Origin of the sequence: Scytonema sp. PCC 10023 (assembly GCF_963920835.1) — a bacterium.
Classification (GTDB): domain Bacteria; phylum Cyanobacteriota; class Cyanobacteriia; order Cyanobacteriales; family Nostocaceae; genus Kalymmatonema.
This window is the reverse complement of the sequence record NZ_CAWUDP010000019.1, coordinates 101,136-126,940: the sequence shown is the minus strand read 5'-3', so window position 1 is coordinate 126,940 and position 25,805 is coordinate 101,136. Positions and strand designations below refer to the sequence as shown.

Here is a 25,805-nt window from a genome sequence, read left to right as displayed (position 1 = left end):
CCGCCAGCGTTCATCCTGAGCCAGGATCAAACTCTCCGTTTTGATTCCTTGTACACGAGTAAATATCACTTGTGTACGCTCATCTGTTAGCTGATTTTTTTAACCCTCAGCTTCGGTTTTTATTGTTTACTACCGCAACGCTTAAGGTGTATACTAGCTTTCAAAACTATAAAATTTTCAAGGTCCTGAGCCTTTGGCTTTGCCGTTGTTTCGGCGTCCGCTCTTCAGGCACTTATTTAATATATCCACCCACTCCTGGATTGTCAACTCCTTTTTCAAAATTTTTCCAAAAAAAGTTGAAAGATTCCTGAAAGCCCTACGTTGTAAAGACTTTAGGGTATAGTAATTTCTGAAACTCGTGAAGGAAGCAATAAAGCTGTGAGCAATTTTGGTGTTTTGCCGCCAAGGCTTGTCATAGACCCACTGTTGCGTGATTGGTTGTTGGAGGATATTGGTCGGGGCGATCGCACAACAGGTGCTCTAATAAGTCAAGAAGTAGGACAAGCGAAGTGGCTTGCGAAAGCGCCTGGGGTCATAGCGGGTTTACCAGTCGCGGCAAGGGTATTTCAGCTTTTGAATGAAAAAGTCAGCTTTGTGGCTGTTGTGGGTGAGGGGAGTTCTTGTCAGCCGGGAGAAGTGGTAGCTGAAATGGATGGTTCATTGGATGCACTACTAACGGGAGAAAGGGTTGCTCTGAATATAGTTATGCGTCTAAGTGGCATTGCCACCCTAACTAGGAAATATGTAGAGCAAATTGCTGAGTTACCCACAAAACTAGTGGATACGCGCAAAACCACACCAGGGCTGAGACTATTGGAAAAGTACGCAACTACTGTGGGAGGAGCGGTAAATCACCGAATGGGGCTGGATGATGCAGTCATGATTAAAGACAATCACATTGCCGCTGCTGGAGGAATTGGCAAAGCAATTTCCCGCATTCGCCAATATATTCCTTATCCGTTAACGATTGAAGTAGAAACGGAAAGTTTACACGAGGTGGAGGAAGCTTTGCAGCATAAGGCTGACATTATTATGTTGGACAATATGCCTCTTGACATGATGCATCAAGCGGTGCAGATGATTCGACAGCATGATAGTCGGGTTAAAATCGAAGCCTCTGGCAATATTACTTTAGAAACTATCCGTGCAGTTGCCGAGACAGGAGTAGACTATATTTCTAGTAGTGCGCCAATTACTCAATCCTCTTGGTTGGATTTAAGTATGAGGATTCGACGGTAACAATATTAAAGTATTCTGAAGTTGATTCACACTGCTTGTGAGCGATAAAGCATGCTCAGAGAAATCGACAACAATATTTGGGTTGCAGAACAACCGTTAAAGTATTGGGGACTTGAGGTTGGTACGCGGATGACAGTTATTCGCCTAACAAGCGGCGAATTAATAGTTATTTCCCCAATTCAGTCTGACAAAACTACTATTGAACAACTCAATGAAATTGGTAACGTTGCTTATATTATTGCGCCAAATCTATATCACCATCTTTTTGTATATGACTTGAAGTCCATTTACAAAAAAGCGCAGCTTTGGGTTGTACCAGGTTTAGTTTCTAAAAGACCCGAACTCTCTTTTGATAAAGTGATAACTCATAAAGAAGGTAGCATTCAGGAACAAGTTGATTATTTATTGTTTGACGGGTTTAAAGTTCTTGATTTAAGTGGAACATCAATAGTTAATGAGTTTGTCTTCTTCCATCAGAAAAGCCGGACTTTGATATTGACCGATATAGCCTTTCATTTTGATGAAACCTTTTCTTTAAAAACGCGGTTTGCAGCCCAGATTTTGGGGTCATACAAGGTATTGAGCCCATCACGCTTAGACAAATTAGCTACAACCGATAAAGAAAAGGTAAAAAAATCCGTTGAGAAGATACTTGGTTGGGACTTTGATCGAATCATTATGGCTCACGGTACCATTATTGAAACAAATGGAAAGCAAAAACTCAAACAAGGGTATGAATGGGTTTTTGAGAAGACCACTTTGAGCAAAAAAAGTTAATATGTCAATGGATGCAGCGTAATATTGTATTGCGATATATTGGCAGTGAATGGATGATAAGTAGATAAAATAACCTTAATTATAGAAAAACCAATAAACATGAAAGCTACACAAGAAGAACTAAAAGTTAAATTGCAAGAGGCTTTGGGCGCAGCTTTTGGCACAGAATATGCTGGAGTAGACCCAATTTTAGTTTCAGCTAGCAATCCTAAATTTGGTGATTATCAAGCAAATGTTGCTTTACCTTTAGCAAAGCAGTTGGGACAGCAACCAAGGGCGATCGCACAACAAATCGTTGACAAACTTGATGTATCAGACATTTGCAAACCGCCAGAAGTGGCTGGTCCTGGTTTTATCAATTTGAAGCTGAAAACAGAATATTTAGAAGCACAACTCAAAGCAATTCAGGGAGATTCAAGGTTAGGAATAGCACTAACTAAAAATCCCAAGCGGGTGATTGTAGATTACCCTAGCCCGAATATTGCCAAAGAAATGCACGTAGGGCATTTGCGTCCAGCAGTCATTGGAGATTGCCTTTCCCGAATTGTAGAATTTGTTGGTCATGAAGTCCAGCGGATTAGTCATGTGGGTGATTGGGGAACGCCGTTTGGAATGCTTATCGCCTACCTAGAAGAAGCATATCCAGAAGCGTTGACTACCACTGAGACTTTAAATTTAGGTGACTTGTCTTCATTTTATCGTGAGGCAAAGAAACGGTTTGATGCAGATAAGCAATTTCAGGAAGCAGCTCGTCTAGCTGTGGTAAAACTACAAGCAGGGGATGAAAAAACACTGCTGGCATGGAAGATAGTTTGTCAACTTTCCAGTAGAGCATATCAAGTTATTTACGATTTGCTGGGGATTGCTCCTTTTATTGAACGGGGTGAGTCATTTTATAATGCTTTGCTTCCTGAAGTGGTTGAGGAATTGGATAAAAAAGGTCTGTTAGTAGAAAATCAGGGGGCAAAATGTGTCTTCCTTGAAGGCTTTACTAACAGGGAGGGTGAACCTTTACCCCTAATTGTTAAAAAGTCAGATGGAGGCTATAACTACGCCGCTACAGATTTAGCAGCAATCCGCTACAGGGTTCAAGTAGATAAGGTGCAACGGGTGATTTACCCAGTTGGTGCAGAACAGAAAAATCACTTTACCCAAATTTTTCAGGTAGGAAGAAAGGCTGGTTGGATTACGGACGATGTAGAATTTGTTCACGCTCCCTTTGGTTTGGTGCTGAGTGAAGATGGTCAAAAGCTGAAAACTCGTTCTGGGGAAGCTGTGCTGTTACGGGAATTGTTGAATGGTGCGATCGCCCATGCTCGTGCAGACATAGAAAACAGAATAAAAGAAGAAGAGCGCTCTGAAACTGAAGAGTTCATCAGCAATGTTGCCCAGATCATTGGCATCAGTGCGGTGAAATACGCTGATTTAAGCCAAAACCGCACCAGCGACTACATCTTTAGCTACGAAAAGATGCTAGCACTTAAGGGCAACACAGCGCCGTATATGCTCTATGCTTATGTTAGAACTCAGGGCATTAGTCGTGAAGGTAACATTGACTATAAAAAGCTAGGAGCAGATGCCAAAATTATCCTGCGGGAAGAAACAGAATTAACGCTGGCAAAGCATTTATTACAACTGGATGAAGTTATTAGTGAAGTTGAAAAAGATTTGCTGCCAAATCGCTTGTGTGAGTATTTGTATCAACTAAGCGATAAATTTAACAAGTTCTACGAAAATTGCCCTGTTCTCAAAGCTGAGGAACCTGCGCGAACATCGCGGCTGGTGCTGTGTGATTTAACAGCTAGAACTCTAAAGCTGGGACTCTCGTTGTTGGGAATTGGAGTTTTAGAGAGAATGTAGAAAGCAATATCTTTCTTCGTGTCCTTTGCGCCTTTATAGTTTGAAATTATGAAGGTGCGTAGACGCAAAGTACAACTTCTTGGGAGGCGATCGCAAATGGTACGGACACCATCTAAGCCACTGACTTTGGAAGAGTTTCTCAAGCTACCGGAAACCACACCTGCTAGCGAGTATACTGATGGTCAAATTATTCAAAAGCCAATGCGAGCTTGGTTCAATCCAACCAACAGGAGAGCGATTGCCCAAGGGGCAGTGGCAAAGCCAATCGCACTCTTGTGTCTGGAAATATAATCAAACTTATACTACATTAACTAGACAAATGTAGTATAAGTAGTAAGTTATGGAAGTTAATCAAGTTAGAGATTTTGCTGATCGTGTTAAAAAATTTTACTACTATAAAGCTTTGCTTTGTGAAAGGTTGATGGGTGGAAAGGCAGGCATTGAAGGGGATCTCATAGCGATGCCACCAGAGGATTATAACCCTTTTGACAATTTGTACACTGATTCTTACATTATAGGTTGTGCAGCTTTGGATGCTTTATCGTCTACATGGCAGGCACTCAACCCAGCAATAAAAGCGATAACCTGCAACCAAACCAGCAACCAAAAGCGGTTTGTCTCTTTTTTACTTCACCTGAAGGTAGATCAGGATTTGGAGCGTGTAAGCACTCCTTTCCTTAATTACTTCTTAGAAAGACAGGATATTGAAGGACCTTTCAGACAAGAAATGAAGAATAGATGGATAAACAACAGATGTGAACGTGAATCCCATAGGGTGTACTGTGATCCCATAATTGATGAAATCAAGGTTGTGTATGAAAATTGTCACCAACACAGCCCAATTGAACCTTATTTAACTATCGAGAATATAGACACTGAACTTGCAAAGTTTACATACGCTGCGCTTATCTATAAGTTCTATCGATGTTCATTTGTTCATGAGTTCAGAGCTTCTCAGTATGCTGCTTTTTTCAACAAAGGGAAACAAATCTCCGTGAGAGAGTTTGCCACTGAGAGAATACATTCCGAGAAAGTGATAACACGTGATGAGGTTAAGCCTCAGTTAGATGTTGGTATTGGTGTATTAACAGAAAGTATTAGGAAAGGTGCAGATGCTGTTCATGATTTGATATTAAAAACACAATGCACAGATATTCCATACGGCTCTAGTGATGAGATTAAAGTAAAAACAAAAACAAAAACAAAAACAAAGTAGTCATATTGCTGCATCTACAATTTTGCAAATTTCACATCGCCCTTATGAACGCAAATCATACCTTACCCAACTACATTAATGGTCAGTGGTGTACATCTAGCGCTACAGAATACTTGGATGTTATCAACCCAGCGACAACAGAGGTACTGGCTAAAGTCCCTCTATCACCAGCATCTGAGATCAACCAAGCTGCTGAAACTGCAGCAGAAGCTTTTGTGAGTTGGCGACGCACTCCACCCACGGAACGAGTGCAGTATCTATTTAAACTTAAAAATCTGTTAGAAGAGCATTTAGAGGATTTGGCTCGCACAATCACGCTGGAATGTGGTAAGACTTTGGCAGAGTCCACAGGTGAGATGCGCCGCGCCATTGAAAATGTGGAAGTTGCCTGCGGTATTCCGATGATGATGCAGGGAACTATCTTGGAAGATGTTGCCAAGGGTATTGATGAAATGATGATTCGGCAACCTTTGGGAGTTGCTGCGGCGATCGCCCCGTTTAATTTTCCAGGGATGATTCCCTTTTGGTTCATGCCTTATGCCCTTGCTTGTGGCAACACATACATCGTCAAGCCTTCGGAAAAAGTACCACTGACAATGCAAAAAGTGTTCCAGTTACTAGAAAAGACTGGATTGCCCAAAGGTGTGATTAATTTAGTCAATGGTGCGAAAGAAGCTGTAGATGCAATTTTAGATCATCCACAAATTCGAGCGATTAGCTTTGTTGGCTCTACACCAGTTGCTAAATATATATATAGTAGGGCAGCGGCAAATGGCAAACGTGTCCAATGCCAAGGCGGTGCGAAAAATCCGCTGATTGTTTTGCCAGATGCAGATTTTGAAATGACGACACGCATTGCTGCTGATAGTGCTTTCGGTTGTGCTGGGCAACGTTGTCTTGCTGCTTCAATAGCTGTGACTGTGGGAGAAGCACGTCGGACGTTTACAGAAGCTATTGCTGAGACTGCCAAAAAGCGGGTTGTCGGTAATGGTTTAGATCAAAATGTAGAAATGGGACCTGTCATTACAACCGAGAGTAAGACACGAATTGAGGGTTTAATTCAAAAAGGGGCAGATGAAGGGGCGACGGTGTTGGTAGATGGGCGACATCCTAATATATCTGGTTATGAAAAAGGTCATTTTATCCGTCCCACGATTTTGCAAAATGTTGATCCAGCAGGTGAAATCGCCAGTACAGAGATTTTTGGTCCAGTGCTAAGTTTGATACATTTAGATACTATTGATCAGGCGATCGCCTTAGTCAACAGCGGTCAATACGGCAATATGGCTTGTTTGTTCACCAACAGTGGCGCTGCTGCGCGTAAGTTCCGCTACGAAGCTGAGGCTGGTAATATTGGCATCAATATCGGTGTTGCTGCACCGATGGCATTTTTCCCATTTAGCGGTTGGAAAGAAAGCTTTTTTGGTGATTTACACGGTCAAAGCAATCACGCGGTAGAGTTTTTTACCCAAACTAAAGTCGTAGTAGAACGCTGGCCCAAGGATTGGTCACGTCAATTTTAAATCTTAGATTTGAATATTACACCAGTAAGCGGAACCGTCCCGCTTTCTGTCAATTAACCCTCTCTCAAATAACTCTCGTCGCAACAGTGCGGGATCGCCAAAGGTGTGGTACTGATTCAGCAGTGCATTCACCTCTTTTTCTGTGTAAATGACATCGACCTCAAACTTTGACGCTAAATACTCCAACACCAATTTTTGAAACTTTCCCTTGTTGCGCTTTGAGGGCCATTCTTTCACACGTCCCAGTTCATCCAGATAGCTTTTGAGTTCGTCTAGGTAATTATCCATACTTGGCTTTAGTGCTATGTAAACTAGGCTATAAAGAAACATTAAGACAAATGACCAGTTTGCATCGTTTTTTGGAAAACCGACTCAACCCAATGCTTAAACTAGGCACTTAATCAAGGATAATTTCGTCACTATAAGTCATACTGGACAAACCTCGGTTAACAGCAGTCAGCATACGACGGGCAAACTGCTGCAAATACTTCTTGGAAATTCAGCAGCAGTAAATTCTGTTGCTATCTATCTACGTAGTCTTTTTTTTTCGTGGTCGTTCAGATAAAAAAATTACAATGTTGCACGAAGTGAAGGAGTAGAACGTGAAAAATGCGTTTATTGCGAAAACACTGTTCGCATCACTAAGTTTGTTAACTTTACTTACCCCACAAAATGCTCATGCTCAAATAGTACCGCAACCTTGGGTGTCAGTTGGTAGTCAAGAAGGTGATGTTACCTATTCTGTAGGTGCTAGAGCTTTAAATTTGGGAGCAGAGTTAGGATTTGGTCCTGACGGTGCTGTCGGTGTAGATGTACTAAGATTTATTAGTTTGCCCGTAATTTCACCATATGTGGGACTGGGATACTATTCAGCAGATAAAGGTGTTGCCTTTTCCGGCGGGGTTCAAGTAGGCGCTAGCGATAACGTTTTCGTTGGTGTTGGTTATAATTCTGTTCGAGGAATTAACGGACAACTGGGTGTAAGATTCTAATTTTTCTCTGTATACACCTGTTCTTAAGGTGTGTGGAATTTAGTATTCCACACAACTTACTGGTGTGTTTGCACTATTCCTAGTATTTCCATACCAGCTAGGATACCGCCGAGTAATATCCAAGTACCGTCAAAGCCAACATTGATCCGATGGGTGTTCTCTCGATGCGCCAGAATAAATAACTCTGTGTGAGTCGCTTCTTGAGTTGCCCGTTCCTGAAAGCGGTTGTTAGCATTTACCAAAGCTTTGACACTCCCACGGCTGTCAGGAACGATTAACAGTAAGAATAAAACCAGCTTTTTTATAACTCAAGACCCCAAAACTAGGCATAATGTTGGTATTTAAGTAGATTTTAATGCTACTTGAGCGATCGCCTCACTTGCTTAGATCCAGGGATAGCTTGTGGATTCAAACTCACCTCATCTCATCCTAACCCTAGCTAGTAGTAGCGCATCTAGGCTAAAATTGTGAAGAATCCAAAGTCTAAAAAGTTTATTTTTACTGGCTTTCAGCGATTCATTTACCCATAAATTTAAAGCAGACGCGCTCGTAGATACTATTGGGTAGATAAAGGTGTTGTCTTTTCAGTCAGGGTTCTCTTAGGCGCTAGCGATAACGTTTTGGTTGATGTTGGTTATAACTCTGTTCGGGGAATTAACCGACTACTGGGTGTAAGATTCTAATTTTTCTCTCTATACACGTTTTGTAAGGGTGTCTGGAACCGAGCTTTCCACACACCTTACCGAAAAATTCGCGTCTGAACGCAAGATAAATTCTGAATTCGCTTTTATAAAGCTCATTGAGGTGTTTTCTTCTCCTTTTACCTTGTTTATAGAAAAATATTTAGTCATGAGATAAATTCTTAATTGGGTTGTTAAATCTATTTTTGTATCTTTTTAACTTGTTTTAACTATTATTTTTAGTTAAACATTTCCATAAGTTATTTTTTTCTGAATTCTTGCATATTCTTTGTTTGTTGATAAAGAGAGATGCCAGCAAGTAGTAGGATAAGCAGTATCTGCACTTCCTGGATTGATAGCAGGGTCTCACACAATCAAGCTATGATCGAAATAAATATTAAACACAGTTAATTGTATTGACTTGGCAGGCGTCTTTGTATGGAACAAGGAGTAAATTTACTTATTCAACTGGTATTAGAGTTGGCACCTATCATTGCAACTCTCCTAGAAAAGAGAAATGAAGAACGTCCAGCTATAGAAAAATACCAACCACCGGAACATATTCAACAATTTATCCAATCTGTTAACGGTTCAACTCAGACCATCACTTATGCAGGAGGATTTGATAAAGAAAAAATTCAGCAACAGGAATCAGCTTTTTACTATCACAAAACACAATTACAGATAGCAACGCATCAGCGAGAAACAGCACTCAAGTTACCAGAAGTTCATAAAATTTTTGAAAGTTGGCCTTTGCGATTATCGCCTTCGCAAATTTTAGAATCTCAAGTCAGTCATCAACGCACTCCGCTAAAAATTTTCCTGGCTCCTCCTAAAATCAAGTTTGATAAATTTGATAATACAGGAGAAGACATTTCAGATATTGAGTTCATGTTAGCTGAAGGTTTACGCGAGTTTCTCAACAAGCATTACTCGCTACATAATCCAGTAAGACCGACAGAGTTTTTAGCAGGAGCTTGGGATAGTAAGCGTTTTCATAGTGAATCAAGTATTAAGGCTCTGTTTGGAATGTTGAGAACAGAGCCTATTTTAATTTTAGAGTCGGAAGCTGATGGAGATTATCTAAATTTTCGGATTGGTTATTGGGGAATTGGACAAGACAATTATTACTATAAAACGATTTCTCGGCTACCCTATAAAGAAATTGTTTATAATTCTGCAAAAAATCGTGCTTTAGAGTGGAAAACAATCAGAGATGAGTTGCTTGCACTGGGAGAAAGCTTAGAAGAAATTAATAATGTTGGTAGAGAAAATGTTGCGAATTTAGCAATATTGGAAAAGTCAGAAAAATGGAAAGAAAAGGGAATTGACATCAGTAAGCTATCGTTACAATACGAAATTAATCATCAGGATATTGAAAAACTTTGCCAAGTTTTGATTACATGTCATACTCTAGCTGCTGGTTGGGTAGCAGATGCTTATCACTTAGTTCATCATGATGTTCCTCCGCTTCTACCTGAATTACTGCCGAATTTGCTGACAGATACTGTTGATTTAAAATCACTGCAAGCGTTCACCGCAGGATATAAACAACTTTACCAAGCTCTAGAGGTGGAGCGACGTTACTGGATTCCTGAGTTGGCGTTGGAATTGGCACAGAGTTTATCACATTTACCCGATGAGACATCTGCAAAGGAACAGGTAGATTACTCACTTACCACATGGTTGCAACTACGTCAAGTTCCTCAGCAGCAAGGAAGCCATCCATTAAAGGCGATGCAATCAGCTTTGAGAATAGAAGATGAGGAATATGTCAAAAAGTTAAGAGAATTTTTTGCAGCAGCTGGCGATCACCACAGTATGACCTATGTTGAAGAACTTTTGCATGTGATCGCTAACCTGAAACACAAACGCCAAGAGCAATATGCTTATCTGTGCCACACTTTGACTGAACACTCTGATAAAGTGACATCTGTAGCCATTAGTCCAGATGGGCAAACTTTGGTAAGTGGATGTGCAGATAAAACCATTAAAATTTGGAATTTTAGCACAGGCAAAGTTATCCGCACTTTAACTGACAATATAGGAGAAGTTTCATCTGTGGCTATTAGCCCTGATGGAAATTTGCTCGCTGTTGGAAGTTGTGAACATCCCAGAAGTAACGTCAAAGTATGGCGTCTAGGTACTGGTAAACTACTGCATACTCTTTTAGGGCATCAAAAACCTGTTAACTTCGTAGTTATCAGCCCAGATGGACAAATTGTTGCTAGTGGTAGTAACAAAATCAAGATTTGGAATTTGCACAAAGGCGATCGCATTTGTACCCTTTGGCATTCATCCGCAGTTTATGCGGCTGCTATCAGCCCAGATGGTACAATCCTCGCCAGTGGTAGCAGTGATCATAAGATTAGAATATGGGATCCACGTACAGGGGAACCATTACGTACCTTAAGTGGGCATTTAGGGGAGGTGAAAGCAATAGCCATTTCTCCTGATGGACAAATCTTGATCAGTGGTAGTGCAGACAAAACCATCAAAATTTGGCATTTGGACACGGGTGACGTATTGTATACTCTGACTGGACATTCAGATGAAGTAAAATCTGTCGTTGTCAGCCCTGTTCCCGTATTTCCAAACACGGTAGGCAATCGCCACAAAAACAAAGTTTACGGCGAAGGTGAGTTTGGACAAATTCTTGTGAGCGCTAGTGCTGATAAAACGATTAAAATATGGTGTTTAGACACTGGAGAATTGCTGCAAACCCTGAACGGACATTCAGCAGCAGTCAATTCTGTTGCAATCAGCCCAGATGGTGAGTTTATTATGAGTGGTAGTTCTGACAAAACAATCAAAATTTGGCAGATATTTAAAGGCAAAGTTTGACCATCTCTGGTATCTTTAGAATCGTAACGCTTCAGGTTTTCTTATCGTGAAGCCACTGACCACGAACGACTAGGCGATCGCCCATAACTTCAACGTCTTTTACTTCCACGGGTAGATTCTTTAATTCCTTGGAAACTTGTTGCTTTACGCTTTCTTCGGAAATGCCAAAACGCTGGTACATATCCGAGAGAGTAAAGCTAAGATTTCCAAGCTTAACGCGTGTTTTGTCATCCAACGTTACTTGTTTGTTGTGGATCGAAGGTTTTCCTTCAACCTCTATATATATGGGGCGGTATTTTAAAATTGGTACAGTTGATAGCAGTTGAGAAATTGCTGCTTGTTCCTCTGCTGGTAACTCTTTTACGGGAATTGTTCTTAAATCAATCACTGCACCTGCGGATATTTTGCCATCTTGAATTTGAGTATTTGTACTGACTACTGCTTGAGCAAGCCGACTTTTATCAATTGTTTTAGCGATTCCTGAAACAATAAGCGTATTAACTTCATTAGCATCTAATTGGACTTCACCTTTAGCATTTGAGTCTTTAAGATGCTCGAAAATTTTACTCAAAACTTGCTGTTGTGATTGTTGAATCTGGGTTTGGGTTTGCTCAGTGTTCGCAGGTGAGCTTACTATTGACGATGGATTTGTCTGTTCAGCAGGTAGCTGAATTGCTTGTTGCAAAAAGAAAAATAAAACAGCACCAGTACCGCCGATCGCACAACATAACAGTAACAAAAGTCGCTTGAACATAACCAAATTCCTATTTGGGGTTTTAGGATTCATAGTTTTTTATGTACATTTCCCACGACTTTGCGTCCGGGTTCAAAAAATCTGTCTCTGTAAGCGTAACAAGTACCTAATGGAAGATTTGCTTAGCCGTTATTTCATTCATGTAGCATCAGTTTTTTGTTTAGCGATTAGTTCAGAATAAAGAGCAGAACATTGCTTTGAGCTTTTTACTCATGCTGCATCGTTTAACAAAACAGGGACTTATTTGCATCACTCAACCAAATCACGCTTGGCTTTCAGGTCAATTAGCACAAGCTTGGGGAAATGAACATTTTGGTCAGTTTGCTCCAAAAAAAGAAGTTTGTTTCGGTGCGGAACAACATGACATTGGTTGGCTTTATTGGGAACAAGCCCCCACGCTGAACCCACAAACTGGCTACCCCCATAAATTCACGGAACTTTCAACACAAGAGCATATAAACATTTGGTGTGGCGCTAAACATCTTGCACTTCCTTTAGGTAGGTACGTAGCACTACTGGTCTCACTTCATGGAACAGGATTATATGAAAGATTTACAACCTGGCAGAACTCACAAACTTCTTCTCAAATCGTGCAGGACTTCCTCAAGCGCGAGTATGCTTTCCAAGAACAGCTTATTGCTTTTCTCAAAAATGACCCATACTATACAGCTTACACAACATCAGAAGTCATCGAGCATAATAAAAAGCTAGTGGCTACATGGGACGCACTATCAATAATTTTATGTCAAGGATTTACTTCTGAAGCACAGGTTTCTGAGGTACCGACGATGAACGGTGAAATTACACTCAAGCTCACATTGAAAGAAGTTAAAGATAACTATCATCAAGTAGCAGTATCTCCGTGGTCTTTTCAAGAAACTGAAGTAGATTTGGTTTATGAGGGACGGCTTTTACACCAGACTTTTAGCGATGAAAAAGCGATGCGAGAGGCTTTGATGAGCGATCGCGCCGTAACTCTGAGGACTACCTTGAGACCAGAATAGGAAGTTTTTTATACAGGATGTGCTTCCTTGCCCATATTCTCACGATTATGTGGTTCTTTGAGGAACGTCGGATCAGGACCGGATGGAATAATACCGCCAGGATTAAGCGGGAACAAATTTCCGTAGTAGTCCTGTTTTACACTCTCCAAGTCGCACGTGTCAGCAACGCCTTTAAGTTGATACAAATCACGCAGGTAAGGTCCCAAGTTCTGATAGTCCTGAATTCTTCTGCGGTTGCACTTAAAAAGCCCATAGTACACAGCATCAAACCGGAATAACGTTGTGAACAAACGGACATCCGCCAGTGTCACACTGTTTCCACATAAGAATCGACTGGCATTCAGAACTGTGTCAATTTCATCTAACGTGGTGAACAGTTCATGACAAACTTTGTCATATGCTTCCTGTGTCTGAGCAAAGCCGCAACGATACACGCCGTTGTTTACGTTTGTGTAAATCCTCTCATTCCATGAATCAATCTTTTCTTTAAGTTCTTGTGGGTACAGGTCTAGCGTAGGATTCTTAGCAAACTCGTTGAACTCGGAGTTTAGCATCACTATAATCTCCGCGCTCTCGTTGTTGACAATACTCTTTGTCTGGTTGTCCCACAACACGGGAACTGTAAAGCGTCCACCGTAGCCAGGTTCTGCTTGCTCATACAATTCAGCAAGCGTAGTGCAACCCTCATATTCCTGGTTAAACACCCAACCTCCTTCAATTGGAGAAGGTGACACAATTGTTACTGATATTGTTTCTTCAAGCCCTTTGAGCGCCCGAACAACAAGAGTACGATGTGCCCAAGGACAACCCAGCCCAACCATGAGATTGTAGCGCCCCATTGCTGGTTGATATAGATTGCCTTCCTGCGTGCCAATAAAGTTTCGGAATTGGCTATTTGGTCGAATGTACTCTCCCGACTTATTGCTAGGAGCTAGTTTCGACATCATTATCTGCCACATCGTCGTCCAGACAAACTTTCCCAACCTAATTATGAGCTTTGGAGGAAGTGACTTGCCCTTCTTGTTTCTGGATTTTTTGTCTGCTGGTGGTGGTGAAAAGGTATGTTGTGACATATTTTATTTCATTTCAATCCCTGATAGGGATTCATACAGTTTACTTTCCACCACTTTTATATAAAATACCACATACAGCGCCCCGATGTGTATTCGAGAGCCAGCCGCGTAAGCGATCGCAGCATATATGATACAAGGATGTACTACATATATATTTCATATTTCCTGTCAACAGTACGCATCTACTCCACCACATTCTGATTGATACTTTTTAGGAAATCAGTGCTATTTAACTTTAGGGTTTGAACCGATCAACCTAATAATAAGCTATTCTTGTTTACTCCTCCACCAGTAGTGTAGGTAGAGAGTCTTCTTGATGTTCTGAGGTCAGGAAAGCATCCTCAGTTACCTTTAAATGCTTTGCAGGAAGCAACTTACCTCGAACCACGTCTCCCACTGTTATAAGCTGATTTGCATGGCACCAGTAAACTTCAGGTTCGCTTCTTTGTGTCGCGTTGTACTCCAAAATCAGGTAGCTTTGGTCTTTATCATCGCTTCCTAAAACGATAAAGTGTGATATCTGCTGTATATTATGCTGTTTCACTGATTTTTATCGGTAAATCTCGAATTTATAAGTTAATACTTGCGCTCATGTGCATATCCGGTAACTATTTACAAACTTCATTTAGTAACCATAGTGCCAGAACTTGACCTCTCCCCTGGAAGACAGCCGAGGGGATTCTAAACTGTTGCTACGAGAGAGGCTAAAGCCATCCCTCTCCGCTTTTTAGTCTTGGTTTCCCAGATGCGAAATCTGGTAGGCACGGTCAAAAATGCCCTACAGACCTTGATTAGGCACAAGCCTAATTGTGTCTCTACTTTTCTTAAAATATTAGCTGCACCATTTAAATCAGCGTTGATGAGTTTTCCCGTCCTGGTTCGATATATTCCACGCTTAACTCGTTTTCCACTTGGCTTCCACCCTTCAGGTTTTGCGCCGAAAGTAGGCAGAAAATCGCCATCCAAAAAACTAGCTTTGCTGGTGTAGGACTCTTCGGTTTCAACAAACTTGATACCGTAGTACTCGCATAGTTGCTTAACTCGTTCTTTCAGCTTTGCTGTTGGTATTTGAACAAAAGTTTGTGTTGTTTTACCGAGTGTTGCCTCTTGCCGCTGTCCTTGGTTCCACCCAAAAACAACTGTACCAATTTGACGTTTAATGCAATAGTCTACAACTAACTTAGCCGCCTTGTTCACAGCGTCCCGCATTTGTCGATTACGCTTCTCTGTTATATGGGCTAGTTGTTCATCCCAATAGCCTTGTGGCTTACCTTCCTTTAAGGTGCTAACGCGTTTGTTGTACCATTGGTTAAGGCTTTTCACCTTTCGTCCATCAACAATGAAACTGGTTCCAACATTGGAAACACAACTTAACCAATTGTTGATACCTGGATCAATTGCTAAAGCATATTGAGGATTCAGTGCAAGTTCTGGTGCTGACTTTTGCTCATAGACAAATTCAGCATAAAAACACTGGTTTCTTGGAAGTATCCGCAATTCCTTAATTTCTGCGAATTGTAAATTAGAAGCCATTGGCAGCAAGAAGCTATCAAGCTTAAACCACCGCTTTACGGTATTACCCAGAGGAACCTTGATGCGATCGCCGACAAGTTTTAATGCTTGCTTGGGATAAGTTACCAGTGCATACCCAGCACCTTTTCGATAATTGGGCAATCTTGGCTTAAAATGCAATTCGCCTTTAGTATACTTTTTGTCTAGTTCCTTAAAAGATTTGAATGATTCAGAGACAGACCTTAGAATCTGTTGTGCTGCCTGAGAATGCAGAACTTGATAGTGCTTGTTGTTTTTGTATTCCTTCTCTAAGTCGTACTTGCCAATCAGCTTGCCAGTCTTGAAATATAGTTGACGGGCGTAGTATATACCGCAATTTGTGAGTTTATGAGACTCGGAACAGATAAACTCAAGCACTGCTTTTAATTGATCCTTTGGATGGATTAGATTTTGTTGACAACCATACATTTGTTTTACCTCCTCTCGTTTATATTAATATAAACGCAATTACAATGTCTCTGCATTATGAAAAGCAATTCATTACAAATCCGGTTGTCTGATAGAAGAAAACATAAGTTGATGCTATATGCGGCTCAAAAAGATAGGACTATCACTGCTTTAATTGAAGAATGGATTGATAGCTTGGTGCTTGAAAAAGAAACAGAGACAGCAGGTTAAAACCTGCTGTGTCGCGTTTCATCCCTGGTCTAAAGCACGGAGTACGCAACTACGTTGCTGCTCCTCCAGGGCTTTCACGCTCCCGCTAAGTCTTGGTAATTTTTATTATCTGTTTGCTGCACTTGCCACGACTGAGTATATGCAGCGCAAGAACATGAAATCACCCTAACGACAACTCAATTAAGAAAAAAAAGAGTGGGAGCAAGCATACCAAACGCTATCACGCTCCCACTTGCATTTACCGCTGAAGAGACAGGAATATGTACAGACGCTGCCATGATTTAGGGGGCTAATGTGCAGGTCAAGGACAACGCCCGTACGGGCTGAACATTCCTGGTGCGGCAAATGTAAACCTAATTATTGATATTTCTTTGTTATTACAACTAGTGAGTACACCATTGAAAGATATACTTTCTATTTGTATCCTTGGTTTTTTGGTAAAAAGTGTATCACATTTAATTTGGTATGTGATACACCCCGATAACAACACCCTTGAAGTCGTTTACCTTCTTTAATTTAACCAGATTACTCATAGCTTAGTTGCCATTTTGGCAAGTTTTTTATTTATCTTTTAAACTGCATACAACAGCACAATACAGTGATTTCTAAAAATAGTTTCTCTTTTATTTACCTCCCATGATCTTCTATCTGGATTACCTGAAATTATAGTGTAAATTGCCTTGAAAGTAGCCTAATGCTTGCTTTTGTTACTCTTTTTATCACAGATTAAGCTTCGAGAGATTTCATTTGTATACTGTCAGCAGAGAAAATGCTTTCCTACTGTCAATTGTTTCGTTTTCAATAGCTGAATGTGGGGTGATACCCCTCTATAAGTTATTTTTGTAAGATTAAAAAAATTGATGAAATATATAAAAAAAAGAGTGGGAGCAAGCATACCAAACGCTATCACGCTCCCACTTGCATTTACCGCTGAAGAGACAGGAATATGTACAGACGCTGCCATGATTTAGGGGGCTAATGTGCAGGTCAAGGACAACGCCCGTACGGGCTGAACATTCCTGGTGCGGCAAATGTAAACCTAATTATTGATATTTCTTTGTTATTACAACTAGTGAGTACATCATTGAAAGATATACTTTCTATTTGTATCCTTGGTTTTTTGGTAGAAAGTGTATCACATTTAATTTGGTATGTGATACACCCCGATAACAACACCCTTGAAGTCGTTTACCTTCTTTAATTTAACCACATTCCTCATATGTCAGTTGCCATTTTGGCAAGTTTTTTATTTGTTTAAAAAAATGTCAAGAACATCACAAATTGCTAATTTATCAAACGTTGTTTTCTTTTGTTTAGCCAAATGGTCTTCTGTATTGGCTAGCTTTCATTATAGCTGAAATTGCCTGAAAAGCTTTTCCTAGCTAGCTTTTTTGTTATTTTTATTGTAAATAATGTGGGGTTATACCCCTTAATTGAAGTCAATAAATGATGGGTCACACCCCCTTAATCTTATTTGAATTGATGATGGGTCACACCCCCCTTAATTGAAGTCAATAAATGATGGGTCGCACCCCTTAATCCGTAGCAATTTACAATTCAATGTCTTCTGACTTCTGCCTGCTCTTCTAATGAAAGACGAGCTTTTCTTACGTTTACCTTAAAACTTTATTCCAATTCTTTTGCGTACTTCCTTCATTTCCAACGCCCTTCAAAGGTATTGGAGTTTGGACAAAAAGAAAATATTAGCTTGCGTGTGATGTGATAGGGTTGACTTTCTTCGAGAACGTGCTACAACAATGTTATGGAAAATAACAGTGTTATCAATAATAGCGGCGTTACAAACTACCGTGTAGCTCAAGAGCAGCATCAACAAACCTTACGGAGGAAAGTTCTGGACGATGCTAGCAATCTTCTCGTGCGCGAGGGACCGACTGCTTTAACCATGCGACGAATCGCGCAGCTGGTAGGCTGCTCAACGACTGTGCTTTACACGATGTTTGGCAGCAAGCAGGGGTTAGTTGATGAACTGTATCTGAGAGGCTTTGATATATTGCGACAAGCGTTAGAAGCAGTTCCTTATCCAGGTAACCCACGAGACTACATCTACGCTCTTTGTCATGCTTACCGAGGGTTTGCCTTAAGTAACTCGACTTACTACTCGATCATGTTTCTCAAAGTGATTCCCACATACACTCCTTCGGATACAAATCGTCTGTTGGGTCTAGAAAATTTTCAACTTTTAGTTCAAGCTGTTCAGGATTCTATTGCACCAGGCAATGTCCCTGGAGATGATGCGTGGGAGATTGCTCGTATAATTTGGGCAACGCTTCATGGGCACGTGGGACTAGAGTTAGTGGGGTATTTTGACTACCCTGGATTATCGCCACAACAGAGGTTGGAGCGAGCTTTGCAAGCAGTGGTGGATAAACTTTTACCAACAACAGATAGCTGTCAATGAGTTAAGCACAGGTTCTTTGCTTTATTCGAGCGATCGCCTCTCCCTAATTGATCCCTGGTGTTATTGCTTACAGCACAGGGTTGCTTCTGTTTGCCAAAGCACTTGATCGCCTCCCTATCTGTGCTATCCCGCTTCTGGAGGACTTGGGTTTCTTTCTTGGTGGCTTTTTGATGAACGTTTGACATTCAATCAGATTGCTGTAGGACTTACGCACAAGTAACGGAAGAATCAAACCTTACTAGGCACAGAGGACACGGAGGAATGAGAGTTTGAGAGGTATTTTGCGTAAGTCCTGTGCTGCTTAAAGCTTCATAGGGCTTGTTGTGATGACCCGTTGACGTTCTTGGCAATAGACTATTGAGAGGTTAAAGCAATGACTCATTTTGGCATTCTCTGTCTAGAGGCTACTGGTCACTTGAACACAATCTTTCCGCTTGGACGCGAACTCCAACGACGGGGACATTGTGTCACCGTCTTTAGTAGTGCAGGTGCACAAACTAAAGCACAAGCAGCAGATTTTAACTTGTGCGACATATATTCTGCCACCGACTTTAAGTCAGGTAGGGAAGCCCAAACACTACCTGCAAAAGCAGAAAAACCCAGAGCTTTAGCCAACATACGCGACACTTTACAAAGATTTGCACACATGGCTCAAACCAGACTGCAACAAGCTCCAGCAATCATAAAACAACATGGTGTAGAGGTACTGCTAGTAGACTTGTCTGTCTTTGAGGGAGGGACAATTGCCGACCATCTCAACCTTCCCTATGTCACTGTATGCTGTGTATTACCCTTTTACCAAGACCCAACCATCCCTCCTATCGCTACAACCTGGCAATATAATCCCGCATTGTGGGCACAACTGTGTAACCGCGTCGCCTACAGCCTAGTTGACCGCTTAGCACAACCCGTTTGGCAAGTCATCTGGCAATATCGCCAAAAGTGGAATTTACCTGCATACAAGCACACTAACGATATCTTCTCCAAACTTGCTATCATCACCCGCCACATAAGCGAATTTGAATTTCCTCGTCAATTACCGCCACACTTCCACTTCACAGGACCATTCCATAACTCTATAGAAAGACAACCTGTAGAATTCCCCTTCGAGAAATTAAACGGCAAACCGCTGATATACGCCTCAATGGGAACTATGCAAAATCATCTTGATTATGTTTTTCGCACCATAGCAGAAGCCTGTGCAGACCTAGACGCCCAACTCGTCATTTCCCTTGGTGGTGGACTTGATCCAGAAGCATTCCCAAACCTACCCGGAAGTCCTTTAGTAGTAAAATATGCACCGCAACTAGAACTACTACAAAAAGCTACCCTCAATATAACTCATGGCGGGCTCAATACTACCTTAGAATCACTTAGTTACGGTGTGCCGATGGTTGCTCTACCAGTCACCGACGACCAACCAGGAGTCGCAGCACGTATTGCATGGAGTGGCGCAGGGGAATTTGTGCCACTTTCTCGCTTAAGTGTTCCCTCTTTACGAGAAACTATCAAACGAGTATGTACACAAAAGTCGTACAAAGAAAATGCAACTCGGTTACAAGAAGCTATTGAGCGAACAGGAGGAGTGAGCAGGGCTGCTGATATTATTGAACAGGCTGTTTAATGTTGTCAGTAGAAAGCCTAAGCCTAAGGCTTGTCTCTCAGCAAAACCTTCTCGAAGACAATAGCATCAACCCACATATTATCTGAGTTAAAAATAAGTTCTCCTACCTGCTGATAACCTCGGTTTGCATAGAAGGACAAAAGCTTTTGGTGCGTTTTTACTGCATCCACCCGTACAGCATGAGAACCTCCAGCCGATGCAAGTTCCTCAATCGCTTGCATACACCACGTCCCTAGTCCTTGTCCTTGCCAAATTGGAAGTATCGCTAGTTTATGTACGTACACCGCAGGAACATCCCAAACTTGCCAAATAATATTTCCATACTTGATATAGGTGAATGGAACCTCTGTCGTCATCTCCAATGTGAAAGTACCAATTAAATTCTCACCCACTGTGAGTGCATAAACCTCATGCTCATCTGCATCTTTGAGCATATTCTCAAGTGGATAGATTGGTGCTAACCAGTAATTCAGCCCGAAGCGGTTTTTTAAATCGAGACCGCATGCCAAAAGAATTTCGTGAAGTGCGGGCACCTCAGCTTGAGTCACACGACGAATCGTCGGTTCCATTTTCTACGGTAATTCGTTGTTGACAGACAGTTACGAATTATATATTTTTTAATCTTTGCGTAATATTGAAGACAATGGAGTGTGTTTGCGTATATCTAAAGTATTTGCCAAAGATTCTTTCCCCTGACTGCGCGAGAGGTTTTGCTGTGGTGGTAAAACTGTGACTACAGGTTGCGTTTTAATTGGAATTGGTACAACGCGGGTTTTTGCTTGAGATGGCACAAAAACTGGCAGATTTTTCGGACGTGGTTCTACATTTTGGGGACGTTGTGCTAAGCGTGCCTGATGACGGTTAATGTGATTCTTGACCTTTTGACGCTGCGTTGGACGATTTAGCAGTAGGAATAATATTAAGCTACCACTAGCACAGCTAAGAATAATAGCAAGCACCATCCATAGAGGCATGGGATTGGTATTCTCAGAGGGCGTGTTGATTGGTTGTACAACCTCAGCTTCTGCTATTTCTGGTTCTTGCTGTTCGATACGCCCTACATGGGTCAAGCTGTATAAGGAAAAAGCACTTGCCCCTACAAAAATCCCTGACAGCCCCGTCGGCAATAGCCAGGGGTAATGTACAAGCAGATGTATCAGAGGATTCTTGCTCCCTGTTCGTCCTCGAATTCTCTTCCCCGACTCGGGTACGGATGGTTCTGCTTGAGATGACTGCTGCTGTACACTCTGGCTATTTTCCATGATGGCTTTCAGATTTATACCCTCCAGTTATTGATTGTACTGAAGGGTCAATCATCGTGTATCCGTAGAAAAATTTTGGATTTAAGTATCTTTTTTCAAGAAAGCGACTCAATCCGATATTTTTGTAGCTATATTCGGTATGTTTTAGTACTTTTTGCAGCGCACATACTGGCAATGAATTTTCTATTCCCTTGTTGGAAAAGCAGAATGTCTTTCAAGAGCAAGTTGGATTAATTTATCAACTAATTCGGGGAAAGAGACGCCGCTATGCGCCCAAAGTAGCGGATACATACTTGTTGCTGTAAAACCTGGAAAAGTGTTGATTTCGTTGATGAAAACTTCTCCCGTAGCTTCCACGTAGAAAAAATCTACTCTTGCTAATCCAGCCGCGTCAACTGCTGCAAATGCTTGCAAAGCCATTTGCTGAATTTGACGAGTCACAGCTTCTGGTACAGGTGCTGGAATCAGTAAATCTGCTTTGCCTTCTGTATATTTAGTTTCGTAATCATAAAATTCAGCATTATAAGTAATTTCACCGACAACTGAAGCTTTGGGACTGTCATTTCCTAAAACAGCACACTCTAATTCTCGTGCGACAACTCCAGCTTCTACGATGATCTTTCGGTCATAGCTGGCGGCGTTATCTAATGCTGCTTCTAATTCTTGCCGCGATCGCACTTTGGCAATCCCCACCGATGAACCTAAATTCGCAGGTTTAACAAAGCACGGATAGCCCAAAGTTGCCTCAATTTCATCACACAGTTTCGGAAAAACACAAGGATTCGACCAAATTTGCCCTCGATTTAACGCCTTGTATTTTACCTGTGGCAATCCTGTCTGGGCAAAGATTGTTTTCATAACAATTTTGTCCATTCCCACCGCCGAACCCAACACTCCAGAACCAACAAAGGGAACTTGCATCAAAGTGAGTAACCCTTGAATTGTCCCATCTTCACCATTAGGACCATGGAGAATGGGAAACCAAACATCCACTTCAGCGACTTGGGAAGGAGATTGCCAAGGGCTGAGAGTTTGAGTTTTGGCAACTGATAATTCAGAATGAGTACTTGGCGTAGTAGAATCTGGCAATTGCTGGGGTGTTCCTGATTTTAAGACTTGTTGCGGTGTGTCCCCAGCCAACCAACGTCCATCTTTCTGGATGTAAAAAGGCAGTATTTCGTATTTAGCAGTATTTTGGTCTGCACTGAGGGCGTTGGCGATCGCCCTTGCTGAACTTATAGAAACTTCATGTTCTCCCGAACGACCACCAAACAGCAATCCCACCCGCAGCTTCGTCATCTGAAATACCTCGCTCACGCATTAAATTCAGATAGCCTAGCACAACGAGCGGGAGTTCCTCCAATTTTCATGCCAGTAGCGCCCAATTGTTACAGTTTTAGGAACATAAGAATGAGCGCTACGTTGTAAACAAAAAAACTTGCCTTCCACTAACATCAAGCGCGTGATACTAGTCTACATAATCTGTTGTAATTTCAGACTTTTCAGTGTTATTTGAAGTGATTGGACGGCTACCATCTACCTCAAGAGTACTTTCAACTTGAAAAGAACTCTTAGCAATTGGACGTTGACCGTCTATATCGAGAGTATCCCTAACTTCTAAATCACTCTTGTCAATTGGACGCTTGCCGTCTACAGCGATGATATCATGATCCTGAAAATCGCTCTTGGCAATCGGACGCTGACCATCTATGTCAATTGTGTCCTGAATCTGAATATCACTTGAAACAATTGGACGCTGACCATCTATGTCGAAGGTACCTTTAACCTCAAAAGTACTTGGGTCCACCGGACGCTGACCATCTATGTCAATTGTTTTAGGAATTGGTTTTGATTCGTTAGATGATGGCTGAGAAATAATGTTCGCTTCAGTATCTGTTGTATTCTGACCCGAACTATTTGCAGTGCTATCAACTTCGTTTGTGTTATCCATGCTCTTTGCTTATTATTTTTTTGAACTCGTAATACTTCTTATACTTATCATGACTGGAGACAGTGAATGAGGTTTGCACTCTTTCTACTGTGCATGAATCCGCTTTTGCAGTTCAGCTAGGAATGAGTACAGCTTCCGGCACTTCTACGGGTTCACCCGTCAAGCTAAAAGCACGAACTTCGGTAATTCTTACCTTAACCAGCTTGCCTTTGAGTTCATTAATATCACCTGTGAAGAAGGTGAGACGGTTTCCACGGGTGCGTCCCATCACTTGCGTTTTGTCTTTGGAATTTTGGTCTTCTACCAGCACTTCTTCGATGCGTCCCATGTAACGCTGCGATCGCTCTGCTGCTTTAATAGAAACGAGATGGTTGAGTCGTTGCAGGCGATCGCTCTTCACCTCTTCACTCAATTGTTCATCCCACACTGCTGCTGGTGTTCCTGGACGTGGCGAATATGCAGCGGTATTCAATAGGTCAAAGCCAATATCATCTACCAGCTTCAGCGTATTTTCAAACTGTTCTTCCGTTTCTCCGGGGAAACCCACAATTGCATCTGCACTAATCGACGCATCCGGCATATACCGCCGAATTGTGTCGATTATCCGGCGATATTTCTCGTGAGTATAACCCCGACTCATACGTTTGAGCACTTCATTATCCCCAGATTGAAAGGGGATATGAAAGTGTTCACACACCTTGGGTAATTCTGCACAAGCTTTAATCAGCCGTTCGGTGAAATAACGCGGATGGGAAGTTGCAAACCGAATCCGCTCTATCCCTGGCACATCGTGTACATAATAAAGTAAATCTGTCAAGGTATGCAAATGGCGACCTTCTGGTGTCACTCCCGGCAAATCCCGCCCATAAGCGTCAATATTTTGACCAAGTAAGGTGACTTCTTTGAAACCTTGTCGCCCGAGTTGTGCCATTTCTGCCCAAATTGCTTCTGGTGTACGAGATTGCTCAACACCTCGGACATTAGGAACCACACAGTAAGTGCAGCGTTCGTTACAGCCGTAAATGACATTCACCCAAGCGGTCACACTACTATCACGCCGTGGCTTGGTGATATCTTCCATAATATGAACTGGCTCGGTTGCCACAACTTGGTTGCCGTCCAACACTTGTTGTAGCAAATCTTTCAAGCGATTCGCGTGTTGTGGTCCCATCACCAAATCTAATTCTGGTACGCGCCGCAATAGCGCTTCGCCTTCCTGCTGAGCAACGCAACCTGCAACAATTAAGGTGAGGTCTGGTTGCTCGTGCTTGCGTTTTGCTTGCCTACCTAGATAGGAATATACTTTTTTTTCCGCATTATCCCGGATAGAGCAAGTGTTGTATAGGATTAAATCTGCTTGATTTGGGTCTTCTGACCATTCAAAGCCCATGTCTTCTAAAATGCCAGCCATGCGTTCTGAATCGGCTTTGTTCATCTGGCAACCGAAGGTAGTAATGTGATAGCGACGGGATGAAGTGGTCATTGGTAACTTTGTTGAATCAGTAGTAATGTCTATATGCTTTATTTCAATTCTATTAAACTGTAGGCAAGGCAACCTGATTTACAAGCTGGTAAACTTATGGTTCAAGAGGCTTCACCAATTGATATCTTTCCCTCCCCAGATATCAGCCATTTAGTTATAGAAGATGATGCGCCTTTGGACAATTTTCTTTCTGAAAAGCAACAGCGTCTATTGACGGAAGTTCTTTATAGTTCTTGGCTTCCTCCCACGGGTTATGGGACATTTATTGCAGCTGCAAATGTAGGAGTATTTTACGGTATAGGTTTGCCGCCCTTGGTGCCAGATATCTTCCTGAGTTTGGATGTTACCATACCGGAAGACTGGCGGCAAAAGAAGAACCGTACTTACTTAGTTTGGGAGTTTGGCAAATCTCCCGATGTGGTTATTGAAATTGTCTCGAACCGTGAAGGCAATGAACTAGGTAGTAAATTGCAGGGTTATGCGCGTATGGGAGTGGGTTATTACATTGTATTTGACCCACTGCAAGTTTTGGAAGATAAAACTTTACGTGCTTATCGATTAGAGGGGAGACATTACGTAGAGATGGACAGCTTTTGGTTGGAGGAAATAGGGTTAGGATTGACGTTATGGGAAGGAGCGTTTGAAAGCAAGCAGGATATTTGGTTACGCTGGTGTGACAATGAGGGTAATGTTCTGCCGACAGGGGTGGAACGGGCACAGCGGGCAGAACAAGTAGCACAACAAGCACAACAACGCGCCGAGGAAGCACAACAACGCGCTGAACGACTAGCAGCACAGTTAAGGGAGCTAGGAATTGACCCTGACCAGTAGTCGTTGTATGTTAAGTTTTACTACCGTTCAAGTTAAGAAAAAATGGTTGAATGATTGGGTTTAAATTCCTCAACTCAACCTAC

24 protein-coding genes and 1 pseudogene are annotated in these 25,805 nt (G+C 41.8%); 13 read left to right on the top strand and 12 right to left on the bottom strand.

Features of this window, described 5'->3' with window-relative positions:
- Nucleotides 1-378: 378 nt before the first annotated feature.
- From nadC to ACM0OZ_RS14085, 6 genes and pseudogenes are all read left to right on the top strand, one after another.
- A complete protein-coding gene (gene nadC / locus ACM0OZ_RS14110; RefSeq protein WP_414583441.1) occupies nucleotides 379-1,239 on the top strand; it encodes a carboxylating nicotinate-nucleotide diphosphorylase in 861 nt (286 codons plus the stop codon).
- Nucleotides 1,240-1,290: 51 nt separating this feature from the next.
- On the top strand, nucleotides 1,291-2,016 hold the full coding sequence (locus tag ACM0OZ_RS14105) for a DUF4336 domain-containing protein (RefSeq protein WP_414583440.1): 726 nt from the start codon (nucleotides 1,291-1,293) through the stop codon (nucleotides 2,014-2,016).
- Between the two features lie 99 nt (nucleotides 2,017-2,115).
- Complete coding sequence (gene argS / locus ACM0OZ_RS14100; RefSeq protein ID WP_414583439.1) at nucleotides 2,116-3,876, top strand: arginine--tRNA ligase; 1,761 nt, start codon at nucleotides 2,116-2,118, stop codon at nucleotides 3,874-3,876.
- A 96-nt stretch (nucleotides 3,877-3,972) separates the two neighbouring features.
- Nucleotides 3,973-4,080: pseudogene (locus tag ACM0OZ_RS14095) on the top strand (Uma2 family endonuclease); the annotation flags it as partial.
- A gap of 136 nt (nucleotides 4,081-4,216) precedes the next feature.
- On the top strand, nucleotides 4,217-5,092 hold the full coding sequence (locus tag ACM0OZ_RS14090) for a hypothetical protein (RefSeq protein ID WP_414583438.1): 876 nt from the start codon (nucleotides 4,217-4,219) through the stop codon (nucleotides 5,090-5,092).
- A gap of 44 nt (nucleotides 5,093-5,136) precedes the next feature.
- Nucleotides 5,137-6,615 carry a CoA-acylating methylmalonate-semialdehyde dehydrogenase gene (locus ACM0OZ_RS14085; RefSeq protein WP_414583437.1) on the top strand — a complete coding sequence of 493 codons (1,479 nt, stop codon included), beginning with the start codon at nucleotides 5,137-5,139 and terminating at the stop codon, nucleotides 6,613-6,615.
- A gap of 3 nt (nucleotides 6,616-6,618) precedes the next feature.
- Here ACM0OZ_RS14085 and ACM0OZ_RS14080 read toward each other — a convergent pair whose 3' ends face one another.
- Nucleotides 6,619-6,903: a DUF2087 domain-containing protein gene (locus ACM0OZ_RS14080; RefSeq protein ID WP_414583436.1), complete on the bottom strand. Its 285-nt coding sequence runs from the start codon at nucleotides 6,901-6,903 to the stop codon at nucleotides 6,619-6,621.
- Between the two features lie 314 nt (nucleotides 6,904-7,217).
- Between ACM0OZ_RS14080 and ACM0OZ_RS14075 the strand changes: the two genes are divergently transcribed.
- Nucleotides 7,218-7,607: a hypothetical protein gene (locus tag ACM0OZ_RS14075; protein WP_096570207.1), complete on the top strand. Its 390-nt coding sequence runs from the start codon at nucleotides 7,218-7,220 to the stop codon at nucleotides 7,605-7,607.
- 56 nt (nucleotides 7,608-7,663) lie between these two features.
- Here the strand turns inward: ACM0OZ_RS14075 and ACM0OZ_RS14070 are convergent, their stop codons facing one another.
- A complete protein-coding gene (locus ACM0OZ_RS14070) occupies nucleotides 7,664-7,849 on the bottom strand; it encodes a hypothetical protein (RefSeq protein ID WP_414583435.1) in 186 nt (61 codons plus the stop codon).
- Between the two features lie 876 nt (nucleotides 7,850-8,725).
- Here ACM0OZ_RS14070 and ACM0OZ_RS14065 point away from each other — a divergent pair.
- A complete protein-coding gene (locus ACM0OZ_RS14065; RefSeq protein WP_414583434.1) occupies nucleotides 8,726-11,131 on the top strand; it encodes a WD40 repeat domain-containing protein in 2,406 nt (801 codons plus the stop codon).
- Between the two features lie 31 nt (nucleotides 11,132-11,162).
- Here the strand turns inward: ACM0OZ_RS14065 and ACM0OZ_RS14060 are convergent, their stop codons facing one another.
- The gene (locus ACM0OZ_RS14060) at nucleotides 11,163-11,885 is read right to left on the bottom strand and encodes a hypothetical protein (protein ID WP_414583433.1); all 723 of its coding nucleotides are present in this window, start codon (nucleotides 11,883-11,885) and stop codon (nucleotides 11,163-11,165) included.
- A 212-nt stretch (nucleotides 11,886-12,097) separates the two neighbouring features.
- Here ACM0OZ_RS14060 and ACM0OZ_RS14055 point away from each other — a divergent pair, with 212 nt between their 5' ends.
- Nucleotides 12,098-12,889, top strand: a complete 792-nt coding sequence (locus ACM0OZ_RS14055; protein WP_414583432.1) for a DUF3891 family protein — start codon at nucleotides 12,098-12,100, stop codon at nucleotides 12,887-12,889.
- 8 nt (nucleotides 12,890-12,897) lie between these two features.
- Here the strand turns inward: ACM0OZ_RS14055 and ACM0OZ_RS14050 are convergent, their stop codons facing one another.
- The 3 genes from ACM0OZ_RS14050 to ACM0OZ_RS14040 all read right to left on the bottom strand — a co-directional run bounded on the left by ACM0OZ_RS14050 (nucleotide 12,898) and on the right by ACM0OZ_RS14040 (nucleotide 15,942).
- A complete protein-coding gene (locus ACM0OZ_RS14050; protein ID WP_414583431.1) occupies nucleotides 12,898-13,962 on the bottom strand; it encodes a glutathione S-transferase family protein in 1,065 nt (354 codons plus the stop codon).
- 277 nt (nucleotides 13,963-14,239) lie between these two features.
- The gene (locus ACM0OZ_RS14045) at nucleotides 14,240-14,506 is read right to left on the bottom strand and encodes a hypothetical protein (protein WP_414583430.1); all 267 of its coding nucleotides are present in this window, start codon (nucleotides 14,504-14,506) and stop codon (nucleotides 14,240-14,242) included.
- Between the two features lie 137 nt (nucleotides 14,507-14,643).
- Nucleotides 14,644-15,942 (bottom strand): RNA-guided endonuclease InsQ/TnpB family protein, encoded by a 1,299-nt coding sequence (locus ACM0OZ_RS14040; protein ID WP_414583429.1) that lies wholly within the window; start codon nucleotides 15,940-15,942, stop codon nucleotides 14,644-14,646.
- A 57-nt stretch (nucleotides 15,943-15,999) separates the two neighbouring features.
- Here ACM0OZ_RS14040 and ACM0OZ_RS14035 point away from each other — a divergent pair, with 57 nt between their 5' ends.
- Nucleotides 16,000-16,152 carry a hypothetical protein gene (locus ACM0OZ_RS14035; RefSeq protein WP_414583428.1) on the top strand — a complete coding sequence of 51 codons (153 nt, stop codon included), beginning with the start codon at nucleotides 16,000-16,002 and terminating at the stop codon, nucleotides 16,150-16,152.
- Nucleotides 16,153-17,914: 1,762 nt separating this feature from the next.
- The gene (locus ACM0OZ_RS14030; RefSeq protein WP_414583427.1) at nucleotides 17,915-18,571 is read left to right on the top strand and encodes a TetR/AcrR family transcriptional regulator; all 657 of its coding nucleotides are present in this window, start codon (nucleotides 17,915-17,917) and stop codon (nucleotides 18,569-18,571) included.
- Here the strand turns inward: ACM0OZ_RS14030 and ACM0OZ_RS14025 are convergent.
- Nucleotides 18,565-18,756: a hypothetical protein gene (locus ACM0OZ_RS14025; RefSeq protein WP_414583426.1), complete on the bottom strand. Its 192-nt coding sequence runs from the start codon at nucleotides 18,754-18,756 to the stop codon at nucleotides 18,565-18,567. The two genes, ACM0OZ_RS14030 and ACM0OZ_RS14025, sit on opposite strands and share 7 nt — an antisense overlap.
- Before the next feature lie 188 nt (nucleotides 18,757-18,944).
- On the opposite strand from ACM0OZ_RS14025, the gene ACM0OZ_RS14020 reads away from it, so the two are divergent.
- The gene (locus ACM0OZ_RS14020) at nucleotides 18,945-20,195 is read left to right on the top strand and encodes a glycosyltransferase (protein WP_414583425.1); all 1,251 of its coding nucleotides are present in this window, start codon (nucleotides 18,945-18,947) and stop codon (nucleotides 20,193-20,195) included.
- A 23-nt stretch (nucleotides 20,196-20,218) separates the two neighbouring features.
- Here ACM0OZ_RS14020 and ACM0OZ_RS14015 read toward each other — a convergent pair whose 3' ends face one another.
- From ACM0OZ_RS14015 to miaB, 5 genes are all read right to left on the bottom strand, one after another.
- On the bottom strand, nucleotides 20,219-20,764 hold the full coding sequence (locus tag ACM0OZ_RS14015; protein ID WP_414583424.1) for a GNAT family N-acetyltransferase: 546 nt from the start codon (nucleotides 20,762-20,764) through the stop codon (nucleotides 20,219-20,221).
- Nucleotides 20,765-20,812: 48 nt separating this feature from the next.
- Nucleotides 20,813-21,457, bottom strand: coding sequence for a hypothetical protein (locus ACM0OZ_RS14010; protein ID WP_414583423.1), 645 nt, complete (start codon nucleotides 21,455-21,457; stop codon nucleotides 20,813-20,815).
- Between the two features lie 183 nt (nucleotides 21,458-21,640).
- Entirely contained in the window at nucleotides 21,641-22,756 is a 1,116-nt protein-coding gene (locus ACM0OZ_RS14005; RefSeq protein ID WP_414583422.1) for a D-alanine--D-alanine ligase family protein, read from the bottom strand.
- 169 nt (nucleotides 22,757-22,925) lie between these two features.
- Nucleotides 22,926-23,408: a hypothetical protein gene (locus tag ACM0OZ_RS14000; protein ID WP_414583421.1), complete on the bottom strand. Its 483-nt coding sequence runs from the start codon at nucleotides 23,406-23,408 to the stop codon at nucleotides 22,926-22,928.
- A 112-nt stretch (nucleotides 23,409-23,520) separates the two neighbouring features.
- A complete protein-coding gene (gene miaB / locus ACM0OZ_RS13995; RefSeq protein ID WP_414583420.1) occupies nucleotides 23,521-24,891 on the bottom strand; it encodes a tRNA (N6-isopentenyl adenosine(37)-C2)-methylthiotransferase MiaB in 1,371 nt (456 codons plus the stop codon).
- A 96-nt stretch (nucleotides 24,892-24,987) separates the two neighbouring features.
- On the opposite strand from miaB, the gene ACM0OZ_RS13990 reads away from it, so the two are divergent.
- Nucleotides 24,988-25,722 carry a Uma2 family endonuclease gene (locus ACM0OZ_RS13990; RefSeq protein ID WP_414583419.1) on the top strand — a complete coding sequence of 245 codons (735 nt, stop codon included), beginning with the start codon at nucleotides 24,988-24,990 and terminating at the stop codon, nucleotides 25,720-25,722.
- The last annotated feature ends 83 nt before the right edge of the window (nucleotides 25,723-25,805 follow it).